Source organism: Pseudomonas sp. 4CAES_32.4 (assembly GCF_058136335.1).
Window position 1 is genome coordinate 2,900,439 of record NZ_CM176882.1, and the last position, 19,280, is coordinate 2,919,718.

Genomic DNA, 19,280 nt, shown 5'->3' on the forward strand with positions numbered 1-19,280 from the left:
ATCCGACGGCGCATCCTGCAACCACTTCCTCTGGTCAGGTGTTCGTCATGGCTCCCGTGTTCAAGCTGTGTTTCCCCGCGCTGTTGTTGTCCGTGGCCATCCAGGCCCAGGCCGAGGACAGAACCCTCAACCTTTACAGCTGGGCCGATTACGTGCCGGCGCAAACCCTGCAGCGTTTCGAACAGGAAACCGGCATTCATGTGCGCTACGACACCTTCGATACTTCCGAAGTATTGGAAACCAAGCTGCTTACCGGTGGCAGCGGTTATGACGTGGTGGTGCCATCGTCCAGCGTGCTGGCCCGTGGATTGGCCGCCGGCGCGCTGAAGGAAATTCCCCACGACGGGCTCAAGGGCTACGCCAATCTTGATCCGGACTTGCTGGAGAAACTCGCCGCCGTCGACCCCGGCAATCGCTACGGCGTGCCGTATACCTGGGGTACGTTGGGGCTGGGCATGAACGTCGAAGCGGTGAAGCAGCGTCTGCCGGACGTGCCGCTGAACAGCCTCGACCTGCTGTTCAAACCCGAATACGCCAGCAAGCTCAAGGACTGCGGGATTGCGATTCTGGATTCGCCGCAGGAAGTCATCGGTCTGGCCCTGCATTATTTGGGCAAAGACCCTTACAGCACCGACAAACAGGACCTGGCGGCGGCCGAGGCACTATTGCAAAAACTCCAACCGTCGGTGCTCTACGTCGCTACCGGTCGACAGATCAACGATCTGGCCAGCGGCAATGTGTGTCTGGCGCTGACTTACAACGGTGATGCGAGCATGGCCGCCGATCAGGCACGCAAGGCCAACAAGCCGTACGAAGTCGCGTATCGCATTCCCAAGGAAGGCACGCTGATCTGGCAAGACAATCTCGCCATTCCGAAAGACGCGCCGCACCCCGACGCCGCCCGAGCGTTTATCGAGTTCATGTTGCGCCCCGATTCGGTGGCCGAGCTGACCAACACGCTGTTTTTCGCCACGGCCAATCAGGCCGCGACGCCGTTGGTGGACGAAGCCGTGCGCAGCGATCCCGACATCTATCCGCCGAGCGATGTGCGCGCGCGGCTATACGCCGACCGCAGCATGAGCCTCAAGGACATGCGCCAGCGCACGCGCCTCTGGACCACGTTCCGTAGCCACCAATAGCCCTGAACACAATAAGAAGGAGCACTCCGATGGACGTGCCAATGCAAAACGACCAGGCGATTACCCGTGACAGTCTTTACGGCACTGCTGCCGAAAGCACCTACGCCGGCATCACCAGTTTCATGCGCCGGCGCTACAGCCGAGATTTGCGTGGGGTCGATGTCGCCGTCAGCGGCGTGCCGTTCGACACCGCGACCAGCAACCGCCCCGGCGCACGTTTCGGGCCGCGCGGGATTCGTGCAGCGTCCACCGGGATAGCCTGGGAGCGCCACTGGCCGTGGGCGTTCGACCCGTTCGATCATCTGGCGGTGATCGATTACGGCGACTGCGATTTCGATTACGGCTCGCCGCACAGCATTCCGGAAAGCATCGAGGCCCATGCCGAGCGCATTCTCAATGCAGGCAGCGCCATGCTCACCTTCGGCGGCGACCACTTCATCAGCTACCCGCTGCTCAAGGCTCATGCGCGCAAACACGGCACGCTGTCGCTGATTCACTTCGATGCGCACAGCGACACCTGGCCGGACGAGGAGGGCAAGCGCGTCGATCACGGCACCATGTTCTGGCATGCCGCGCGGGAAGGGTTGGTCGATCCGGCGCGCTCGGTGCAGATCGGCTTGCGCACCACCAATGACGACCCGATGGGTTTTCAGATTCTCGATGCGCGGCAAGTGCATCGGCGTGGCTGCGAAGCGATTGTCGAAGCGATCCGCGCGCGGGTCGGCGATAACCCGGTTTATCTGACGTTCGATATCGACTGCCTCGACCCGGCCTTCGCGCCCGGCACTGGTACGCCAGTGTGCGGCGGCTTGAGCACGGTGCAGGCGCTGGAGATTCTCGGTGGTTTGCGCGGGATCAATCTGGTCGGCATGGACGTCGTCGAAGTCGCCCCGGCCTACGATCATGCCGACGTCACTTCACTGGCGGCCGCCACGCTGGCCATGGAAATGCTCTGCCTCTACGCCGCCCTACACAAAGTCGATTGTTAAAACCCGTGTGCAGAACCCCTGTGGGAGCGAGCTTGCTCGCGAAGGCGTCAGATCAGCTAACCGCTGTACTAGCTGACCTGACGCCTTCGCAAGCAGATCCCCAAACCCTCACGCCACCGGAAGCTTAGGCAAATCGAGAGTCTGCGAACCGGTAAAACGCGGCGTCGAGCTGACAATCGTCTCGTGTGGAACTCCCGCCGCCGTGCTGCTGATGCCATCGAGCCGCGCCAGTTGCGCGTCATCCAATTGCACGTCGAGTGCACCCAACGTCGCGTCAAGTTGTTCGCGGGTGCGCGATCCAAGAATCGGAATCAGTGCGGTGGTCGAGCGTTTGGCTTTTTCCCGCAACCAAGCAATGGCGACGTGGGTCGGGCTAACGCCGATTTCGCTGGCGACCGCCAGCAAAGTATCGAGGAGGGCGGTTTCCCGGGCGCTCTTTTCCGCATGCACCAACATGCCAAGTTTGGCGGCACGGTTGTTGTCATCGCTGTTGCGATACTTGCCGGTGAGGAAGCCGCCGCCCAGGGGTGACCACAGCGTGGCAGCCAAGCCGAGGGCTTCCGCCATGGGCAGCAACTCGCGTTCGGCGCTGCGCTCGGCCAGGCTGTATTCGACCTGAATCGCCGCAATCGGCGCGAAGCCACGCACCTCTGCAAGCACGTCGGCGCGGGCGATGCGCCATGCCGGGAAATTGGACAATCCGGCGTAGTGAATTTTCCCCGCGCGTACCAGGTCATCGAACCCGCGCAAGATTTCTTCCATCGGCGTCACGCCATCGCTGATATGCGCCCAGAACAAATCAATGTGATCGGTGTTCAAGCGTTTCAGGCTTTCTTCGACGGCGCGCACCATGTTTTTACGGCTGTTGCCGGTGTGGGAAATGCCGTCCGCCGGCGTAGTCCCCATGCTGTATTTGGTGGCGATTACCAGATGGTCACGCTCCGGGGCGATGAATTCGCTGAGCATCGATTCCGATTGCCCACCCTGATAGCCATTGGCGGTATCAATGAAATTGCCCCCGGCTTCGAGATAGCCATCAAAGATGCGCTTGGCCTCATCGCGTTCCGCGCCGTGGCCCCAACCGGTGCCGAAGTTGCCCGCGCCCAACGCCAATTCCGAAACACGCAGGCCGGTTTTACGGCCGAAAACCTTGTAGTGCATGGCAATGCCCTCGATGGATATCGGTTTAAGGAACTAAAATTACGGTCGAAATATGGCGCCAATATGATGCTGGTAATATTGACTGTCAAGACGCTTCGCGCTCAACGGTCAGCCGGTTACGGCGGGACGCTAGGCAGGAGTTGTCGATGCCTTAAACGCCACTGTTTAAGCAACACCAGTAGACACTCTTTCAGGCTACGCAACCTTGCGCCTTTGCCTACAGCTAAGCCAGAATCCGCCGGCTTGTGCGCTTGTGGTCCGGTCTTTATCGTTTGCGGGTCGCTGACAGATTCAGCGATCGGGTTTAGCGATCCGGCTTCGACTACAGACGCAACAACGCTCCGCTCTCGATTGTGGGTCTTTGCAATGCAATCGCGTAATGGTGGCTGTGCGTGGGAGACCGAAAGGTCTACCCGGGGTTCCTGTGACCCGGATCGCTAACCTGCGTACAGCCGCCACCCTAAACTTGTTTAGCGATAAGTCGTGGCGGCTCAGTCCTACACGGAGTTTCACCATGATCAAACCAACACCCAACCCTCCGAACATCGATCCCACATCCGCTTACGAATCCATTGATTCCAGAAAACTCCACCAAGCCGCCGACCGCGCCCTCGACCATTACCTCTGCCCACCCGGCTCCACGCCACCGCCGCGCAAAACCCGCGCCATGTACGCGGTCACCGCCGACACCAAAAACGAAGCTCTGCTGACCGACGCCAGCGAAACCTTGGCTTCTGCCAAAACCATCGCCCAGGACGTCGCCCACCTGTTGCCCGCGCCGCAGCGCCGGGCATTGTTGGGGATTGCGCAGTTGATCATGCTGGGGGAGTTGGCGGTGAATCGTGCGCTGGATAACCTCGATCTCCCAGCCTGAACTCAGATCGTTCCCACGCAGAGCGTGGGAACGATCAAATCGAGCGGCTGGATATCTCCGGTGAGCATCGTGGCATACTGCCGCGCATGACTTTCGACTCCCCTTTAAGTGCCTGGCAACACGCCGTGCAACACAAGGGTTTCATCCAGGATGAAGCCCAGGAACACGCGGTCTGGGCGTTGCAAAAATGCCACGAAGCCTTGCATGCCGGTGCCCGTTCGGTCACCGGCGTTTATTTGTGGGGCCCGGTCGGGCGCGGCAAGACCTGGCTGATGGATCAGTTCTATCAGAGCTTGCGGGTGCCGGCGCGGCGTCAGCATTTCCATCACTTCATGGGCTGGGTACACCAGCGTTCGTTCCAGTTGACCGGGATCGCTGATCCATTGCGGGCGCTGGCCAAGGAGTTGGCCGCCGAAGTGCGCGTGCTGTGTTTCGATGAACTGTTCGTCAATGACATCGGCGACGCGATCATTCTTGGCCGGCTGTTTCAGGTGATGTTCGACGAAGGCGTGGTGGTGGTCTGCACATCGAACCTGCCCCCGGACGATCTGTACGCCGACGGTTTCAACCGCGACCGCTTTACCCCGGCGATTGCGGCGATCAAAGCGCATATGCAAGTTGTCCCGGTCAATGGCGCCGAGGACCATCGCTTGCACCCAGGCACCATCGAGCAACGCTACTTTGTCGCCACACCGGATTCGGCCAGCGCACTGAGCACTGTGTTTCAGGCTCTGACACAAGGGCAGGCCGCCAGCAGCGAACCAGTACCGGTCGGGCATCGGATTTTGAACGTGGTGCAGGCCAGTGAGTCGGTGCTGTGGTGCCGCTACGCTGATCTATGCGAGCAACCCTTTGCCGCCATGGATTTCATCGCGCTTTGCGATAGCTACCGGGCTATCCTGATGAGCGACGTGCCCAATCTCAGCGCCCGGAAACGCGAAGGGCGCATTGCCCGAGGCACCGAAGACGGCGCTGAACGGGTGATCGCCGGGGATCGCGAGCTGCCACAATTGTCAGTGCATGACGACGGCGTGCGTCGCTTCATTGCGCTGGTCGACGAGTGCTACGACCGCAAAGTGCCGCTGTACATAGAAGCGCAGGTGCCAATGGACGCGTTGTACACCGAGGGTTACCTGGAATTTCCCTTCCGCCGGACCCTTAGCCGCTTGCAGGAAATGCAGCTGCAGCGCTTTGCCGACGCTTGAGTGAAGAGGGCGCCACCATGAGTCATCCGCTATCCCATCACTTGCTGACCATGGCCTATCAAAATGCCTGGGCCAATCACCGCTTGGCCAAGGCTTGGGCGCAACTCGACGACGCCGAGCTGGCCGCGCCCCGGGTGAGTTTCTTCCCGAGCATTCGCCTGACCCTCAATCATATTCTGACCTGCGACTGGTTCTACGTTGACGCACTGGAACGCGAACTGCGCGGCGCCGAGCCGCATCCCGACTGCTACGTGTTTTTCAATCAGGACGAGCCGATCACCGAAGCTGCTGCGTTGCGTGAACAACAAGCGCACGTTGATCGGCGTCTGATCGCCTACTGCGAGCAATTGCGCGACGCGGACCTCACGCGCCTGGTCACCATCGCCCGCGACACACCGCAGCACGACAGCCGTTTGCGCATGCTCTCGCACCTGTTCGAACACCAACTCCATCACCGTGGCCAAGTGCACGCGATGCTCAGCGGTACGTCGGTCAAGCCGCCGCAACTGGACGAGTTTTTTTGTGCCGGTGAAAGTGCCCTACGTGCGCAGGACTTCGCCGAGCTCGGCTGGACTGAAGAGTTGATTTGGGGGCATTGATAACAGCAAAAGATCGCAGCCTTCGGCAGCTCCTACAGAGAGTACGGTATTTCAATGTAGGAGCTGCCGAAGGCTGCGATCTTTTGATCTTTTGCCGTGGCGGGTTGCCCACCAGATCACCCTCGCGCTAAGGTCGAGCGGCCTATCAGCGCGTACTTTGCGCGCCGGGGCTTGTGTTTGATCGGGGATGGAAATGGATTCCGCAGAGATTCTGGTACTTCAGGCCAGCTACACCAATCCAGTGCACGCCGAGGCCATCGGCATCGTGCTCAATCATTACGCCGAAGACCCTATGGGTGGCGGTCATTCGCTGGATCCCGTTCTGCTTCGGCGTCTGCCGGAAGAGTTGGCCCGTCGACCGCACGCGTTCAGTGTGCTGGCCTTCGTCGGTGGCGAACCGGCAGGGCTGGTAAATTGCTTTGAAGGATTTTCCACGTTTGCCTGCAAGCCGCTGGTCAACGTGCACGACGTAGCGGTGGTGGGCAAATTCCGCGGCCTCGGCCTAAGCCAGAAAATGCTGCGCAAGGTCGAAGAAATTGCCCGCCAGCGCGGCTGCTGCAAGATCACCCTCGAAGTGCTCGAAGGCAACGCCGTGGCGCAGAACGCCTACAGCAAGTTCGGCTTCGCGCCTGGCATGTTCAATCCGGAGCACGGGCGCATGCTGTTCTGGATCAAGGATCTGCAGGCATAAAAAAAGGCGCCCGAAGAGGGCGCCCAACTGTCTTCTCCCAGGCCAGAGCGAAGCCATGGGAGGTCCATCGGTTGCTCGGTCAATCTCAGTTGCGATAGAACTCGGTCACTTGCGCGGTCTGATCGGCGGGAACGCGAATTTCTTTCGCGTTGGCGTCGCTCTGCTGCTCGCTCTGGGCGTGGTGAACCGGGAAGTTGTCGTAGTAATAACGCATGCGCTCAGCGCCGCCTTCGGCAAAGACGCTGGCAGAACCCAGGGCGAATAGCCCGGCAAGGATTACGGTAGTGATTTTCATGGTGCCTCCTACTGAACAAGTGGGAGCCGTTCGTCCATGAAGCAGATCTCGGAAGAGAGTCTGTGTGGCGCGAATTAACACGGGGTTAACGCCTGTTCAGTGTAGGTTTTGCAGCATGTTGCAGGGCGATATCTGACAGACGCGGCGCCCCTCAAGCAAAGGCGCACCGCATCAATGGGAAGGGATCAGAGCTTCCAGTCCAGGCTAAGCGTGACCGTGCGCGGGTCACCCCAGTACACGCCGTTATAGAAGCCGACGTTGTCGTAATACTTCTTGTCGAACAGGTTGTTGACGTTCAGCGATGCCGACAAGTGCTTGTCAAATTGGTAGCGCGACATCAGGTTGATCACGGTGTAAGCGTCTTGGCTGATTCGGGCGCGTTCGGTGATGATCCGGCCATTGGCGCCGCGTCCGACCGGGCGGTTGGAGTTGCCATAGACGTCACTTTGCCAATTCACCGCGCCACCGACGGTCAGCGCATTCCACTGGCCGGGCAGGCGATACGCCGTGGACAGGCGGAACATGTTCAGCGGTTGATTGGTGTTGCTGCGTTCCTTGTCCCCGTTGGCCGAATGGGTGTAGGTGTAACCGGCGGTCATGTTCCAGCCGGCAAGGACTTCACCGGAGACTTCGGCTTCGAAACCGTTGACCTTGTTGCCCTTGCCGCCGCTTTTGTAGAACTCCTCGCCGGTCACTGGATCCGGCGCCACCGAATCGTCGACTTCGGCCACGTTGTCCTGTTTGCTCCAGAACAGCGCGGTCGACAGGTTCAGGCGTTCTTCCAGCAGACTGCCCTTGAGCCCGAGCTCATAGTTGCTGCCGACCACGGGATCGAGGTAGTTGCGACTGCTGTCCCGGTTGCTCTGGGGTTTGAAGATGTCGGTGTAACTGACGTACGCGGTGTATTCCGGAGTCAGGTCATAGAGCAGGCCGGCGTAGGGCGTCCAGATGTCGTTCTGGCGCTGACGGGTTGCGTCGACGCTGCTCAGCTGCAATTGGCTGTCGTAGCTGTTGTCGCGACTTGATTCGTCCCAACTGCCATAGCGGCTACCGAGCACAGCATGCAATTGGTCGGTGAAACTCAAGCGGGTGGCGAGGTAACCGGCCTTTTGCCGGGTCTGGCTTTTCGAGCCGCTGAGGCCGGTCACGGTGTCGGGGAATTTGCCGATGTCGCCCATGTATTTCCAGTCACGAATGTTTCCGTAATCCGCTGCAGTCGCGCCGTCAACGGTATACGGCGAGTCGGAACGGTATTGGGCCTCGCCATAGCCGACCATCAGTTCGTGTTCGCGACCGAACAACGAGTACGGCCCGGACAGGTTGAAGTCGTAAGCCTTCATGCTCTGATCGCCGATCATGTGCCCCATGTACGCGACCATTCCGCTGCGATCGGCCTCAGGAAAACCGCCACCGCCATAATACGTCTTGCCGTCGGTATCGCTGTTGCGATGGGTGTACGCCGCTTTCAAGTGCCAGCCACCAGCCAGTTGCTGATCCAGCGTGGCGAAGGCGGTCTTGTCACGCAGCGGCCAGGAACTCCACGAGGTCGCCATGTTGGTTGAGCGACCGAGCCCGGCCTTGCTGCCATCGGCGTTCCAGTACGGCACCGTGCCCCAGGAGGTGCCTTGCACTTGTTTATCCTGGTAGTCGTAACCCACGGCCAACACGGTCGATTCGGTCAGATCCGCTTCGAGAATCCCGTAGCCGACCTCGCGCTGCAGCGCGTATTTGTCTTTGTAAGATTGACTGTCGCGATAGGCCAGAACCGTGCGCCCGCGCAAACGACCGTCGAAGGCCAGCGGCCCGCCAACGTCGACGTAGCTGTAGTAATCGTCATAACTGCCGCCGCTGACCCCGGCCAGGGCCTGCAATTGTGCCGTCGGACGCTTGCGCACCATGTTGATGGTCGCTGACGGATCGCCCGCGCCCGTCGTCAATCCCGTGGCACCGCGTACCACTTCGATGCGATCGTAGATGATGGTATCGGCGTCGGATTTCATCCGGCCAAAGGTATTGAGCATGCCGTCAATCTGGAAGTTGTTGATCGTGTAGCCGCGTGACGAGTAGCTGACCCGGTCGGAATCAAGATGCTGCACCACCACGCCGGTGGTCTGTTGCATGGCTTCGGTCAATGTACCGAGCTTGAAATCATCCATTTGCTGGCGGGTAACCACGGACACCGATTGCGGGGTTTCCTTGATCGACAGGTTCAGCCGCGTCGCCGTGCTCATGGCGCCGGTGGTGTAGGCATCGGTGTTTTCGGTGGCGGTGCCCAGGCCTTGGGCGGTGACGTCGGTCGCTGCGAGTTCCAACGGTGCAGCGCCGGTGTCTAGCGGGTTTTCGGCATCGTTTTCAGCCAGCAGATCAGCGCTGAACGCCGCACTGCACAGGCCGAGGGTGAGGGTCATGGAACGGGTGATGGGCGCGAACATCGCAGCCGACTCCTTGTCTTCGAGGGAAAAATTCCGTTTGTTCAAAGACGAAGCGAGGATCTGCGATTTAGTATCAAACGAGAAATATTGTTATTTGGAGATGTTGTGGGCAGAAAAAAGGGGCCTTTAACGGCCCCTCGTTTTTACTGCTCTGTCGCGTCGGCGACTGCGTTATCAGGCTTTTTCGGCTTCATCAGGCTGAAGTCGATCAACGCCCGTTGTTCACGTTCGTAGGGGTTACCGATCATCAATGGACGAGGTTTGAAGCTGTCGCTGACCAGGCTCTTGCTGCGATCCAGTTCATCGAAACTCAGCCCGGCCATGTCAGCCCAGGTGTGGATCAGGTGCGAACTGCTGTAAGGCCGCCCCAGGTCGCCGGCGAAGTTCCAGTCGTGGGATTCCTTCCATTTCGGCGACGCCCAGGCCATGAACGGAATGGTGTACATCGGCGCGGTCGGCTTGTTTTCGTTACGCCCCAGGGTTTTGTGACCGATGGAATCGAAGACGTCTTCGCCGTGGTCGGACAGGTACAGCAGGAAACCATTCGGGTCAGACTTGGCGTAGTCCTTGATCAGGCTGGACACCACGAAGTCGTTGTACAGCACCGCGTTGTCGTAGCTGTTGTAAGTCGGCACCTGGTCATCACGCAAACCGGCCGGAGCACCTTCACGATCCTGGAACTTGTCGAAGCTCGGCGGATAACGGTACTGGTAGCTCATGTGCGTACCGAGCAGATGCACGACGATCAGTTTGCGCTGCGCCGGATCGGTCAGCGCCTTGTTGAACGGCTCGATGACGTCGCCGTCGTACTGCGCAGCATTCTGGTTGCGGTTGTTGTTCAGGTAGACCTGCTCGTCCGCCTGCTCGGAGAACGTAGTGAGCATGGTGTTGCGCTTGGTCATGGTCTGCTGGTTGGTGATCCAGAAGGTCTTGTAGCCTGCCTGTTTCATCATGCTGACCAGCGACGGCGTCGACAGGTACAGGTCCGGGTTTTCCTCGTCGGCGAACGTCAGTACCTGCTGCAGAGCCTCGATGGTGTAAGGGCGCGGGGTGATGACGTTGTCGAATACCGACAATTGATCCTTGAGCTTGTCCAGTTCCGGCGTGGTCTTGCGCGGGTAGCCATAGAGGCTCATGCGCTGACGGTTGGTCGACTCACCGATCACCAGCACCAGTGTCGAGGGCTGATTGGCCCCGGCATCCTTGAGGTTGTGCAGCGGCGGGATCTGGTTTGCGCTGTGCAGCATGCCCTGCATTTCTGCCAGCGTGTCGAGGTAGCGATGGTAGGCCACCGCCATCTGCCACGGCACGGCGGGCTCGATACGGGTTTCGAACTTCTCGAAACCGCCGGCGAAACTGCCGGTACGCATCGTCTGTTTGACCAGCGGATAACCAACGACGGCGACAACGATTGCCGTCGCTGCCACGAGGGCGCGGCCACGGGGCAGATACACCGGGCGCAGGCGTGTCCACAGGAAGTAGGCGAACAGGGTGTGAGCGAGGAAGGCGGGCACCATCCACCAGGCAAAGTACTGCGTCATGTACTCGCCAGCTTCAGAGATGTTCGACTCGAACATGATGAAAATCACGCTCTGCGAGAACTCTTGCTGGTAGATGAAGAAGTAACCCAGGCTGGCCATGGAGCAGGCCCACAGCACGATACCGATCACGGCAGCGAGTACTTTGGTGCGTTTGGGGAACAACAGCATCGGCGCCAGCCAGATGGCGCTCATGACGAACGCCTGACGGAAGCCAGTGAAACCGGAAGTGCCGGTCAGTTGAATCAGCAGTTGGGTGATACCCGAGAAATACCAGAAGAACACGAACAGCCAGAGAAAACCGGCCCAGTCGAATCCTGCCGCAGTCGTTTTGCTGCGTTTGAACAATGCCATTCAGCACTCCAGCTCGATCGTCACAACCACCGCCGGAATGCATCCATGAAGCCGACGAACGGAGGCCGAACGCGTGCGCCCGGCCAGAATGCGCCGGAGTATCGCCAAGCGAATGTGAAAACTTTGTTAGTTGCGGATTACAGAAATGGCTGGATCATGTCGGGAACGACACAGGTCGCTCCCGAAGCAGGCGGGGCAGGTCAGGCGTGCGGATGACGCTGAACAACCGGCAGAGGCTTGGGCTGGGCGCCCTGAGTCAACGCGCGCAATTGCGCCAGCTCCTGCTTGAGTTGGTCGCGCTCGTCTTTCAACTGGCGCAATTCATCGCGACGGATTGTCACGTACAGGGTTTGTGGCGGCATTGCTGTGTGTACTGTGCCCATTGCTCACCTCGCAAATGGCGTGCATCAACTGTAAGTAGCGACCATTTTTGGCCGCTGACTTACTATCGGCGCCAATTTTGATTTCTTTTGCCTGGGAATGGAACTTTTTTATTTTTCATGGTCGGTGTGTCTTCGGCACGATTCGGGGCGTTATCAGTCAGGATCGGGCACAATGCCCGGAAACTTCATCGCAACGCTCTGGACTAACCTCCATCAGCAGCGTTGGGCTATAACCAATGACACACATTTATTTGTAGTAAGGAGCATCAGCACATGCAACTCGGGATTATTGGACTGGGCCGCATGGGCGGCAATATTGCACGGCGTCTGATGCTCAACGGTCACACCACCGTTGTTTACGACCGCAATACCGCTTTCATCGATAACCTGGTCGCCGAGGGCTCCACTGGCGTCGCCGACTTGCCGGCTCTGGTTGCCGGTCTGGCCAAGCCGCGCGCGGTCTGGGTCATGCTGCCGGCCGGCGCGCCGACCGAAGACACCATCAACACCCTGAGCACTCTGCTTGAAGCCGGCGATACCATCATCGACGGCGGCAACACCAACTATAAGGATGACATCCGTCGCGCCAAGACCCTGGCCGAGAAGGGCCTGCACTACATCGACGTCGGCACGTCCGGCGGCGTCTGGGGCCTCGAGCGCGGCTATTGCATGATGATCGGCGGCGACGCTGAAACCGTGCAGCGCCTCGACCCGCTGTTCGCCGCACTGGCGCCGGGCATGGGTGACATCCCGCGCACCAAGGATCGCAAGTCCGACGACCATCGCGCCGAGCACGGTTATATCCACGCCGGTCCTGCCGGTGCCGGTCACTTCGTGAAGATGATTCACAACGGCATCGAGTACGGCATGATGGCCGCGTTCGCCGAGGGCTTCGACATTCTCAAGACCAAATCCAGCGAACGTCTGCCGGAAGATCAGCGTTTTGATCTGAACGTGGCCGACATTGCTGAAGTGTGGCGTCGCGGCAGTGTGGTGTCGTCGTGGTTGCTCGACCTGACCGCCGACGCGCTGGCCAGCGATCCGAAACTCGACGGTTTTTCCGGTTCGGTTGCCGACAGCGGCGAAGGTCAATGGACCATCGAAGCGGCCATGGAACAAGCGGTGCCGGTACCGGTGCTGTCGAACTCGCTGTTCTCGCGCTACCGCTCGCGCGGTCAGGGCACCTTTGGCGACAAGATTCTTTCGGCCCAACGCTTCGGCTTCGGCGGCCACGTGGAGACACCGAAGAAATGACCCATACGATCCGCAGAAAATCCAAGGCAGAACCCGCACCACCGACCACGCTGTTCCTGTTCGGTGCCCACGGCGACCTGGTCAAGCGCTTGCTGATGCCGGCGCTGTACAACCTCAGTCGCGACGGCTTGCTTGACGAAAACCTGCGGATCGTTGGCGTTGACCACAACGCCATTACCGATGAGGCCTTCGCGCAAAAGCTCGAAGACTTCATCCGTACCGAAGTGGCGGCGAAGGTCGGCAAGGGCGATCAGATGCTTGATCCGGCCTTGTGGGCCAAACTCGCCAAAGGTATCAGCTACGTCCAGGGCGACTTTCTGGACGACAGCACCTATTCAGCCCTGGCGGCGAAAATCGCCGACAGCGGCACCGGCAATGCGGTGTTCTACCTGGCCACCGCGCCGCGTTTCTTCAGTGAAGTGGTGCGCCGGCTCGGCAGCGCTGGCTTGCTCGAAGAAACCCCGGAAGCGTTCAGAAGGGTGGTGATCGAAAAGCCGTTCGGCTCCGATCTGCAAACCGCTGAAGCGTTGAACGCCTGCTTGCTCAAGGTGATGTCCGAGAAGCAGATCTATCGGATCGACCATTACCTGGGCAAGGAAACCGTGCAGAACATTCTGGTCAGCCGGTTCTCCAACAGCCTGTTCGAAGCCTTCTGGAACAACCATTACATCGACCACGTACAGATCACCGCCGCGGAAACCGTCGGCGTCGAAACCCGCGGCAGTTTTTACGAACACACCGGCGCCTTGCGTGACATGGTGCCCAATCACCTGTTCCAGTTGCTGGCCATGGTTGCCATGGAACCACCGGCGGCGTTCGGCGCCGACGCAGTGCGCGGTGAGAAGGCCAAAGTCGTCGGCGCGATCCGCCCGTGGACGACTGAAGAGGCGCGGGCCAATTCGGTTCGTGGCCAGTACAGCGCCGGCCAGGTCGACGGCAAGTCCCTAACCGGTTATCGCCAAGAGCCCAATGTCTCGCCGGACAGCACCACGGAAACCTACGTCGCGTTGAAGGTGATGATCGACAACTGGCGTTGGGTCGGCGTGCCGTTCTATCTGCGCACCGGCAAGCGCATGAGCGTGCGCGACACCGAAATCGTCATCTGCTTCAAACCGGCGCCGTACGCGCAGTTCCGTGACACCGAAGTCGATGAGTTGCAGCCGACGTACCTGCGCATCCAGATCCAGCCGAACGAAGGCATGTGGTTCGACCTGCTGGCCAAACGGCCGGGGCCGGCGTTGAACATGGCCAACATCGAATTGGGATTTGCGTATAAAGACTTCTTCGAGATGCAGCCGTCGACGGGTTACGAAACCCTGATCTACGACTGCCTGACCGGCGATCAGACGCTGTTCCAGCGCGCCGACAACATCGAGAACGGCTGGCGCGCGGTGCAACCGTTCCTCGACGCCTGGCAACAGGACGCGAGCGTGCAGACCTACGCCGCTGGTGAAGATGGCCCGCAAGCCGCCGAAGATCTGCTGACTCGCGATGGTCGCGTTTGGCATGGCCTCGGATGAGTGACTTGCCGAAACAATCCATCCGTTTTCTACTCAGTGACATGGACGGCACGCTGTTGCTGCCCGACCACACGCTGAGCCAGCGCACCATTGATGCTGTGCGTTCGCTGCGCGAGGCCGGCGTGTTGTTCAGCCTCGCCACCGGGCGACCGCCAAAAGCCATGTTGCAGCAGATTGAAGCCTTGGGTGTCGATCTGCCGACGGCGGCGTTTAACGGTGGCACCATCGTTAACCCGGATGGCAGTTTGCTGGTCGCGCATTACTTGCCGGCCACCACGGCGTTGATTGCGCTGGCGACGTTCGCCGATCAACCGGATGTTGAAATCTGGGTATTCAGCGGCGGCGACTGGCTGCTCAAGGATCCACATGGGCCGATGGTGCCGCGCGAGCAGCATGGCCTCGGCTATCCGCCGGTGGTGGTCGAGAGTTTCGAGCCGTATCTGGAGCACATCGACAAGATCGTTGCGACCAGTAACAACACCGAGCTGTTGATCGAACTGGAGGCGCGCTTGCTGCCGAAGGTCAACGGCATGGCGCAAGTCTCGCGCTCGCAACCGGTGTATCTGGACGTGACCGCGCTGGAAGCCAACAAAGGCACGGCGCTGGCGACATTGGCCGAGCACTTGGGGGTGCCGCTGGAGCAGACGGCGGCCATTGGTGATGGCGGCAATGATCCAGCAATGTTCCATTGCGCCGGACTGTCGATTGCCATGGGCCAGGCGGAAGAGGCAGTCAAGCGACAAGCCGACGTCGTCACCGCGCCGAACACCGAAGACGGCGTCGCCCAAGCGATCGAAAAATACATCCTCCCTCGCTGAGGCAACCCAAAACCAATGTGGGAGCTAGCCCTGCTAGCGATTGCGGAGTGTCATTCAACCAATAAGTTGTCTGACACACACTCATCGCCAGCAGGGCTAGCTCCCACAGGTTTATTCCGGTGTTGCCGCAAAAAGTGGTGTCATCCAAGCGATCGAAAAAGCACATCCGCCCAGACTGAAAACACACAATTACCCATGTGGGAGCTAGCCCTGCTAGCGATTGCGGAGTGTCATTCAACCAATAAGTTGTCTGACACACCCTCATCGCCAGCAGGACTAGCTCCCACAGGTTTATTCGGTGTTGCCGCAGAAAGTGGTGTCACCCAAGCGATCGAAAAAGCACATCCGCCCAGACTAAAAACACACAAATACCCATGTGGGAGCTAGCTCTGCTAGCGATTGCGGAGTGTCATTCAACCAATAAGTTGTCTGACACACCCTCATCGCCAGTAGGGCTAGCTCCCACAGGTTTATTCCGTGTTGCCGCAGAAAGTGGTGTCACCCAAGCGATCGAAAAGCATATCCGCCCAGACTGAAAACACACAAATACCCATGTGGGAGCTAGCCCTGCCAGCGATTGCGGAGTGTCATCCAACCAATAAGTTGTCTGACACACCTAATCGCCAGTAAGGCTAGCTGCCACAGGTTTATTCCGCGTTGCCGCAGAAAGTGGTGTCATCCAAGCGATCGAAAAGCACATCCGCCCAGACTGAAAACACACAAATACCCATGTGGGAGCTATCCCTGCTAGCGATTGCGGAGTGTCATTCAACCAATAAGTTGTCTGACATAGCTTCATCGCTAGCAGGGCTAGCTCCCACAGGTTTATTCCGCGTTGCCGCAGAAAGTGGTGTCACCCAAGGGATCGAAAAAGCACATCCGCCCAGACTGAAAACACACAAATACCCATGTGGGAGCTAGCCCTGCTAGCGATTGCGGAGTGTCATTCAACCAATAAGTTGTCTGACACACACTCATCGCCAGCAGGGCTAGCTCCCACAGGTTTATTCGGTGCTGGTCAGAGCCAGTAGCTGACTGCATACCAACCCAGCAGGCCCATCACGAAGGTGTACGGCAGCGCCATCCACACCATCCGCCCGTAGGACAAACGCACCAGCGGTGCAATCGCCGAGGTCAACAGGAACAGGAATGCGGCCTGACCATTTGGCGTGGCCACGCTCGGCAAGTTGGTGCCGGTATTGATCGCGATCGCCAATGTCTCGAAGTGTTCGCGGCTCATGTGTCCGGCGAGGAACGCTTGTTTGACTTCGGTGATGTAGATCGTCGCGACAAACACGTTGTCACTGATTGCCGACAACAAACCGTTGGCAATGAACAACATGCCCGGTTGTTGTTCGACCGGCAGGGCCAGCACCCACTGGATCAACGGCGCAAACAGCTGTTGATCGTGAATTACCGCCACCACCGCAAAAAACACCACCAGCAACGCAGTGAACGGCATGGCGTCCTTGAATGCACTGCCCAAACGATGCTCGTCAGTGATGCCGGTAAACGCGGTGATCAACACAATCACCATCAAACCGATCAGACCGACTTCAGCAATGTGAAAGGCCAGGCAGCCGATCAGGATCAGTGCCGCCGCGCCTTGCACCAGCAGCGCCGCGCGTTGGCGCGCTGTGCGTTCGGCGTCATCTTCGGCGGCATAGTTGGCCAGTACGGCGCGAACATTGTCCGGCAGCAACGTGCCGTAGCCGAACCAGCGCAGTTTCTCCAGCAGCACGCAGGTCACCAGGCCCGCCGCCAGCACCGGCAGCGAGACCGGCGCTACCTTGCTGAAGAACTCGCCAAAGTGCCAGCCCATTTCATGGCCGATCAACAGGTTCTGCGGCTCGCCCACCAGGGTGCAGACACCGCCCAATGCAGTACCGACAGCGCCGTGCATCAACAGGCTGCGCAAAAACGCGCGGAATTTCTCAAGGTCGTCGTGATGCAGCTTTGGCAGATTCTGGTCGTCACCGAATTCGCTGTCCTGGCGCGGATCATTACCGGACGCGACGCGGTGATAGACGGAATAGAAACCGACCGCCGCACTGATGATCACCGCTGTCACGGTCAATGCATCGAGAAACGCCGACAGAAATGCCGAAAGAAAGCAGAACATCAGGGACAGCGCCGCTTTCGAACGCACGCCCAGCAATAGCCGTGAGAACAGATACAGCAGCAAATCCTTCATGAAGTAGATGCCGGCCACCATGAACATCAGCAGCAGAATCACCGGGAAGTTGTGCACCAGTTCATCGTATAGCGCTTGCGGCGTGGTCATCTTCAGCAGCAGCGCTTCGATCAACAGCAAACCGCCGGGCATCAGCGGGTAGCACTTGAGCGCCATGGCCAGGGTGAAAATGAATTCGATCACCAGCAACCAGCCGGCAGCCACCGGGCCAATGGTGAACAACACCAACGCATTAAGGATCAGAAACCCGACGATGGTTGCCTTGTACCAGCGTGGCGAGTGTCCGAGAAAGTTTTGCGCGAACGCCTGGGCCATTGAACCGGACATCGGTTGCTCCTTGTATTAAGAAGGGCGCAAGTTGCCGGATGTGTCGAGGAAGATCAAGTGTGGGAGGTTTCTCATTAGGAGGAGAGATAACGCGCAACAACGGCGCGATAGTTACCGTCGAGCAAAAAACCGCCTACGACAATTTCTCCGCCGGCCTGCAGATCGACACAGGTCGCGGTGTCCAGGCTGCGGCCCAGACGTGTGCGCAACCAGCCGTCACCATTGCCGAACTCGCTGTCGAGGCGGCCATCGGGGTCGTAACGAGCGACGATGAAGTCGGCTTCGACACCGCCAATAGTCGATCCGACCGCGACCAGTTCACCATGCGCCGTGCGCTGCGCGGCGTTCCATTGGCAGCCGCTATGGCCGATATCGAGTGTTTGAGGATGGCCGGCGTTGCAATGCAAGTCGGCGCGGCCATTGCCGTGCAGTCTCAGGCTCAGGCAGCGGATTGGATCACGGCTGCTGCCGAAGCAATGCAGATGTCCGTCGGTTTCTAAAACCTGGCTGACCAGCACGCTGTGACCCTGTGCCCTGAAAGCCATGAAGCCATCGATGGCAAAGGTTTCATCGAGCCGGCCATCCGGCAGATAGCGCGCCAGCAAGCCTTCTTGTGGGAAATCGATCGAACCACTCACCACGATCCGCCCGTCCTGCTGCAACAGCAGGCTGCTCAGCCAGGTATTGAGCAGCAGGTGTCGGATCATCACGAAGCCACGACCATTGAATGTCTCGTCGAGGCTGCCGTCAGGCTTGAGCCGAATCAGCATGCCCGCATGGTCGGCGAGTTCGAAATGATGATTGGCGATGAGCAGAATGCGACCGTCATCCTGCACCGCGATGTCGCAGGCTTCGGCACCCGGGACGCCGGGCGGCAGCCACGTGTCGCGGGTGCCCATCGACAGCTCACCGGGCAAGCGCACGACGAGAAAACCGTTGTCGCCAAACGACGGGTCCGGTTGTCCATGGGCATCAAACAGGGCGAGGGCAGGCAGGGTGCGCAGGGCGGTTTCGTAATGCAGGCCGGCAATCAGGATTCGACCGTCCGGCAATTCCCGGACTTTGCCGGCCATGCCTTCGAAACCGGGAGAAAACTGGCCAATGACGCTGCCTTGATGACCGAACTGCAGGTCAGCGGAGCCGTCTGGCAGCAGTCGCGCGAGACCAAAGCAGCTGCCATTCGCCGTGGTGACCTTGGCGGCAACGAGCACGCGGCCTTCGCGGTCAAGGGTGACGCCCTGAGCCATGCTGCCAAGGCTGTCGGCAAAATACACCTGGGCCACGCCGCTACCGGCGAAACGGGGGTCGAGTTGGCCGGCATTGATCACCGGTTGCGGCAACGCAATCGCATTCTGGGTAGACATGCACGCATCTCCTTGCGAGTCGACCGAGTCCCATAATGGGTGGCAACTGCATGAGCCGAACATTCAATCCCTATAAGCGATTTAGTACAACGGGCTGAACTAATGGACGGTGCGTCGCACTGTGCCAGAACAATGTCTTTTTG

At 59.4% G+C, this 19,280-nt stretch carries 16 protein-coding genes; 9 read left to right on the forward strand and 7 right to left on the reverse strand.

Translation table 11 applies throughout. From position 1 onward, the window contains the following. The first annotated feature begins 47 nt into the window (after positions 1–47). Positions 48–1,139, forward strand: a complete 1,092-nt coding sequence (locus tag AC3Y64_RS13000) for a polyamine ABC transporter substrate-binding protein (protein ID WP_489987771.1) — start codon at positions 48–50, stop codon at positions 1,137–1,139. Between the two features lie 29 nt (positions 1,140–1,168). After that, positions 1,169–2,128 (forward strand): agmatinase, encoded by a 960-nt coding sequence (speB, locus tag AC3Y64_RS13005; protein WP_489987772.1) that lies wholly within the window; start codon positions 1,169–1,171, stop codon positions 2,126–2,128. A 108-nt stretch (positions 2,129–2,236) separates the two neighbouring features. On the opposite strand, the gene AC3Y64_RS13010 is transcribed toward speB, so the two are convergent. Then, complete coding sequence (locus tag AC3Y64_RS13010; RefSeq protein ID WP_489987773.1) at positions 2,237–3,289, reverse strand: aldo/keto reductase; 1,053 nt, start codon at positions 3,287–3,289, stop codon at positions 2,237–2,239. A gap of 514 nt (positions 3,290–3,803) precedes the next feature. On the opposite strand from AC3Y64_RS13010, the gene AC3Y64_RS13015 reads away from it, so the two are divergent. The 4 genes from AC3Y64_RS13015 to AC3Y64_RS13030 all read left to right on the forward strand — a co-directional run bounded on the left by AC3Y64_RS13015 (position 3,804) and on the right by AC3Y64_RS13030 (position 6,658). After that, positions 3,804–4,163, forward strand: coding sequence for a DUF6124 family protein (locus AC3Y64_RS13015; RefSeq protein WP_489987774.1), 360 nt, complete (start codon positions 3,804–3,806; stop codon positions 4,161–4,163). Between the two features lie 86 nt (positions 4,164–4,249). Then, on the forward strand, positions 4,250–5,368 hold the full coding sequence (zapE, locus tag AC3Y64_RS13020) for a cell division protein ZapE (RefSeq protein WP_489987775.1): 1,119 nt from the start codon (positions 4,250–4,252) through the stop codon (positions 5,366–5,368). A gap of 17 nt (positions 5,369–5,385) precedes the next feature. Further along, positions 5,386–5,967 carry a DinB family protein gene (locus tag AC3Y64_RS13025; protein ID WP_489987776.1) on the forward strand — a complete coding sequence of 194 codons (582 nt, stop codon included), beginning with the start codon at positions 5,386–5,388 and terminating at the stop codon, positions 5,965–5,967. A 193-nt stretch (positions 5,968–6,160) separates the two neighbouring features. Then, on the forward strand, positions 6,161–6,658 hold the full coding sequence (locus tag AC3Y64_RS13030) for a GNAT family N-acetyltransferase (RefSeq protein ID WP_489987777.1): 498 nt from the start codon (positions 6,161–6,163) through the stop codon (positions 6,656–6,658). A gap of 85 nt (positions 6,659–6,743) precedes the next feature. Here AC3Y64_RS13030 and AC3Y64_RS13035 read toward each other — a convergent pair whose 3' ends face one another. The 4 genes from AC3Y64_RS13035 to AC3Y64_RS13050 all read right to left on the reverse strand — a co-directional run bounded on the left by AC3Y64_RS13035 (position 6,744) and on the right by AC3Y64_RS13050 (position 11,660). Then, the gene (locus tag AC3Y64_RS13035) at positions 6,744–6,953 is read right to left on the reverse strand and encodes a hypothetical protein (RefSeq protein ID WP_489987778.1); all 210 of its coding nucleotides are present in this window, start codon (positions 6,951–6,953) and stop codon (positions 6,744–6,746) included. 185 nt (positions 6,954–7,138) lie between these two features. Continuing rightward, the gene (locus tag AC3Y64_RS13040) at positions 7,139–9,385 is read right to left on the reverse strand and encodes a TonB-dependent siderophore receptor (RefSeq protein WP_489987779.1); all 2,247 of its coding nucleotides are present in this window, start codon (positions 9,383–9,385) and stop codon (positions 7,139–7,141) included. Positions 9,386–9,528: 143 nt separating this feature from the next. Then, entirely contained in the window at positions 9,529–11,277 is a 1,749-nt protein-coding gene (locus tag AC3Y64_RS13045) for a phosphoethanolamine transferase CptA (protein ID WP_489987780.1), read from the reverse strand. Positions 11,278–11,477: 200 nt separating this feature from the next. After that, a complete protein-coding gene (locus AC3Y64_RS13050) occupies positions 11,478–11,660 on the reverse strand; it encodes a DUF6026 family protein (RefSeq protein WP_064391122.1) in 183 nt (60 codons plus the stop codon). A gap of 273 nt (positions 11,661–11,933) precedes the next feature. On the opposite strand from AC3Y64_RS13050, the gene gnd reads away from it, so the two are divergent. Genes gnd through AC3Y64_RS13065 form a run of 3 tightly spaced genes read left to right on the forward strand, consistent with a single transcriptional unit; the run spans position 11,934 to position 15,252 of the window. Then, on the forward strand, positions 11,934–12,914 hold the full coding sequence (gene gnd / locus AC3Y64_RS13055) for a phosphogluconate dehydrogenase (NAD(+)-dependent, decarboxylating) (RefSeq protein WP_007914838.1): 981 nt from the start codon (positions 11,934–11,936) through the stop codon (positions 12,912–12,914). After that, complete coding sequence (gene zwf / locus AC3Y64_RS13060; protein ID WP_489987781.1) at positions 12,911–14,434, forward strand: glucose-6-phosphate dehydrogenase; 1,524 nt, start codon at positions 12,911–12,913, stop codon at positions 14,432–14,434. The genes gnd and zwf overlap by 4 nt, the downstream gene beginning before the upstream one ends. Further along, positions 14,431–15,252, forward strand: a complete 822-nt coding sequence (locus AC3Y64_RS13065; protein WP_489987782.1) for an HAD family hydrolase — start codon at positions 14,431–14,433, stop codon at positions 15,250–15,252. The genes zwf and AC3Y64_RS13065 overlap by 4 nt, the downstream gene beginning before the upstream one ends. 1,018 nt (positions 15,253–16,270) lie before the next feature. Here the strand turns inward: AC3Y64_RS13065 and nhaB are convergent. Beyond that, positions 16,271–17,773 carry a sodium/proton antiporter NhaB gene (gene nhaB / locus AC3Y64_RS13070; protein ID WP_489987783.1) on the reverse strand — a complete coding sequence of 501 codons (1,503 nt, stop codon included), beginning with the start codon at positions 17,771–17,773 and terminating at the stop codon, positions 16,271–16,273. Between the two features lie 74 nt (positions 17,774–17,847). Then, positions 17,848–19,137 (reverse strand): NHL repeat-containing protein, encoded by a 1,290-nt coding sequence (locus AC3Y64_RS13075; protein WP_489987784.1) that lies wholly within the window; start codon positions 19,135–19,137, stop codon positions 17,848–17,850. Positions 19,138–19,280 lie beyond the last annotated feature (143 nt).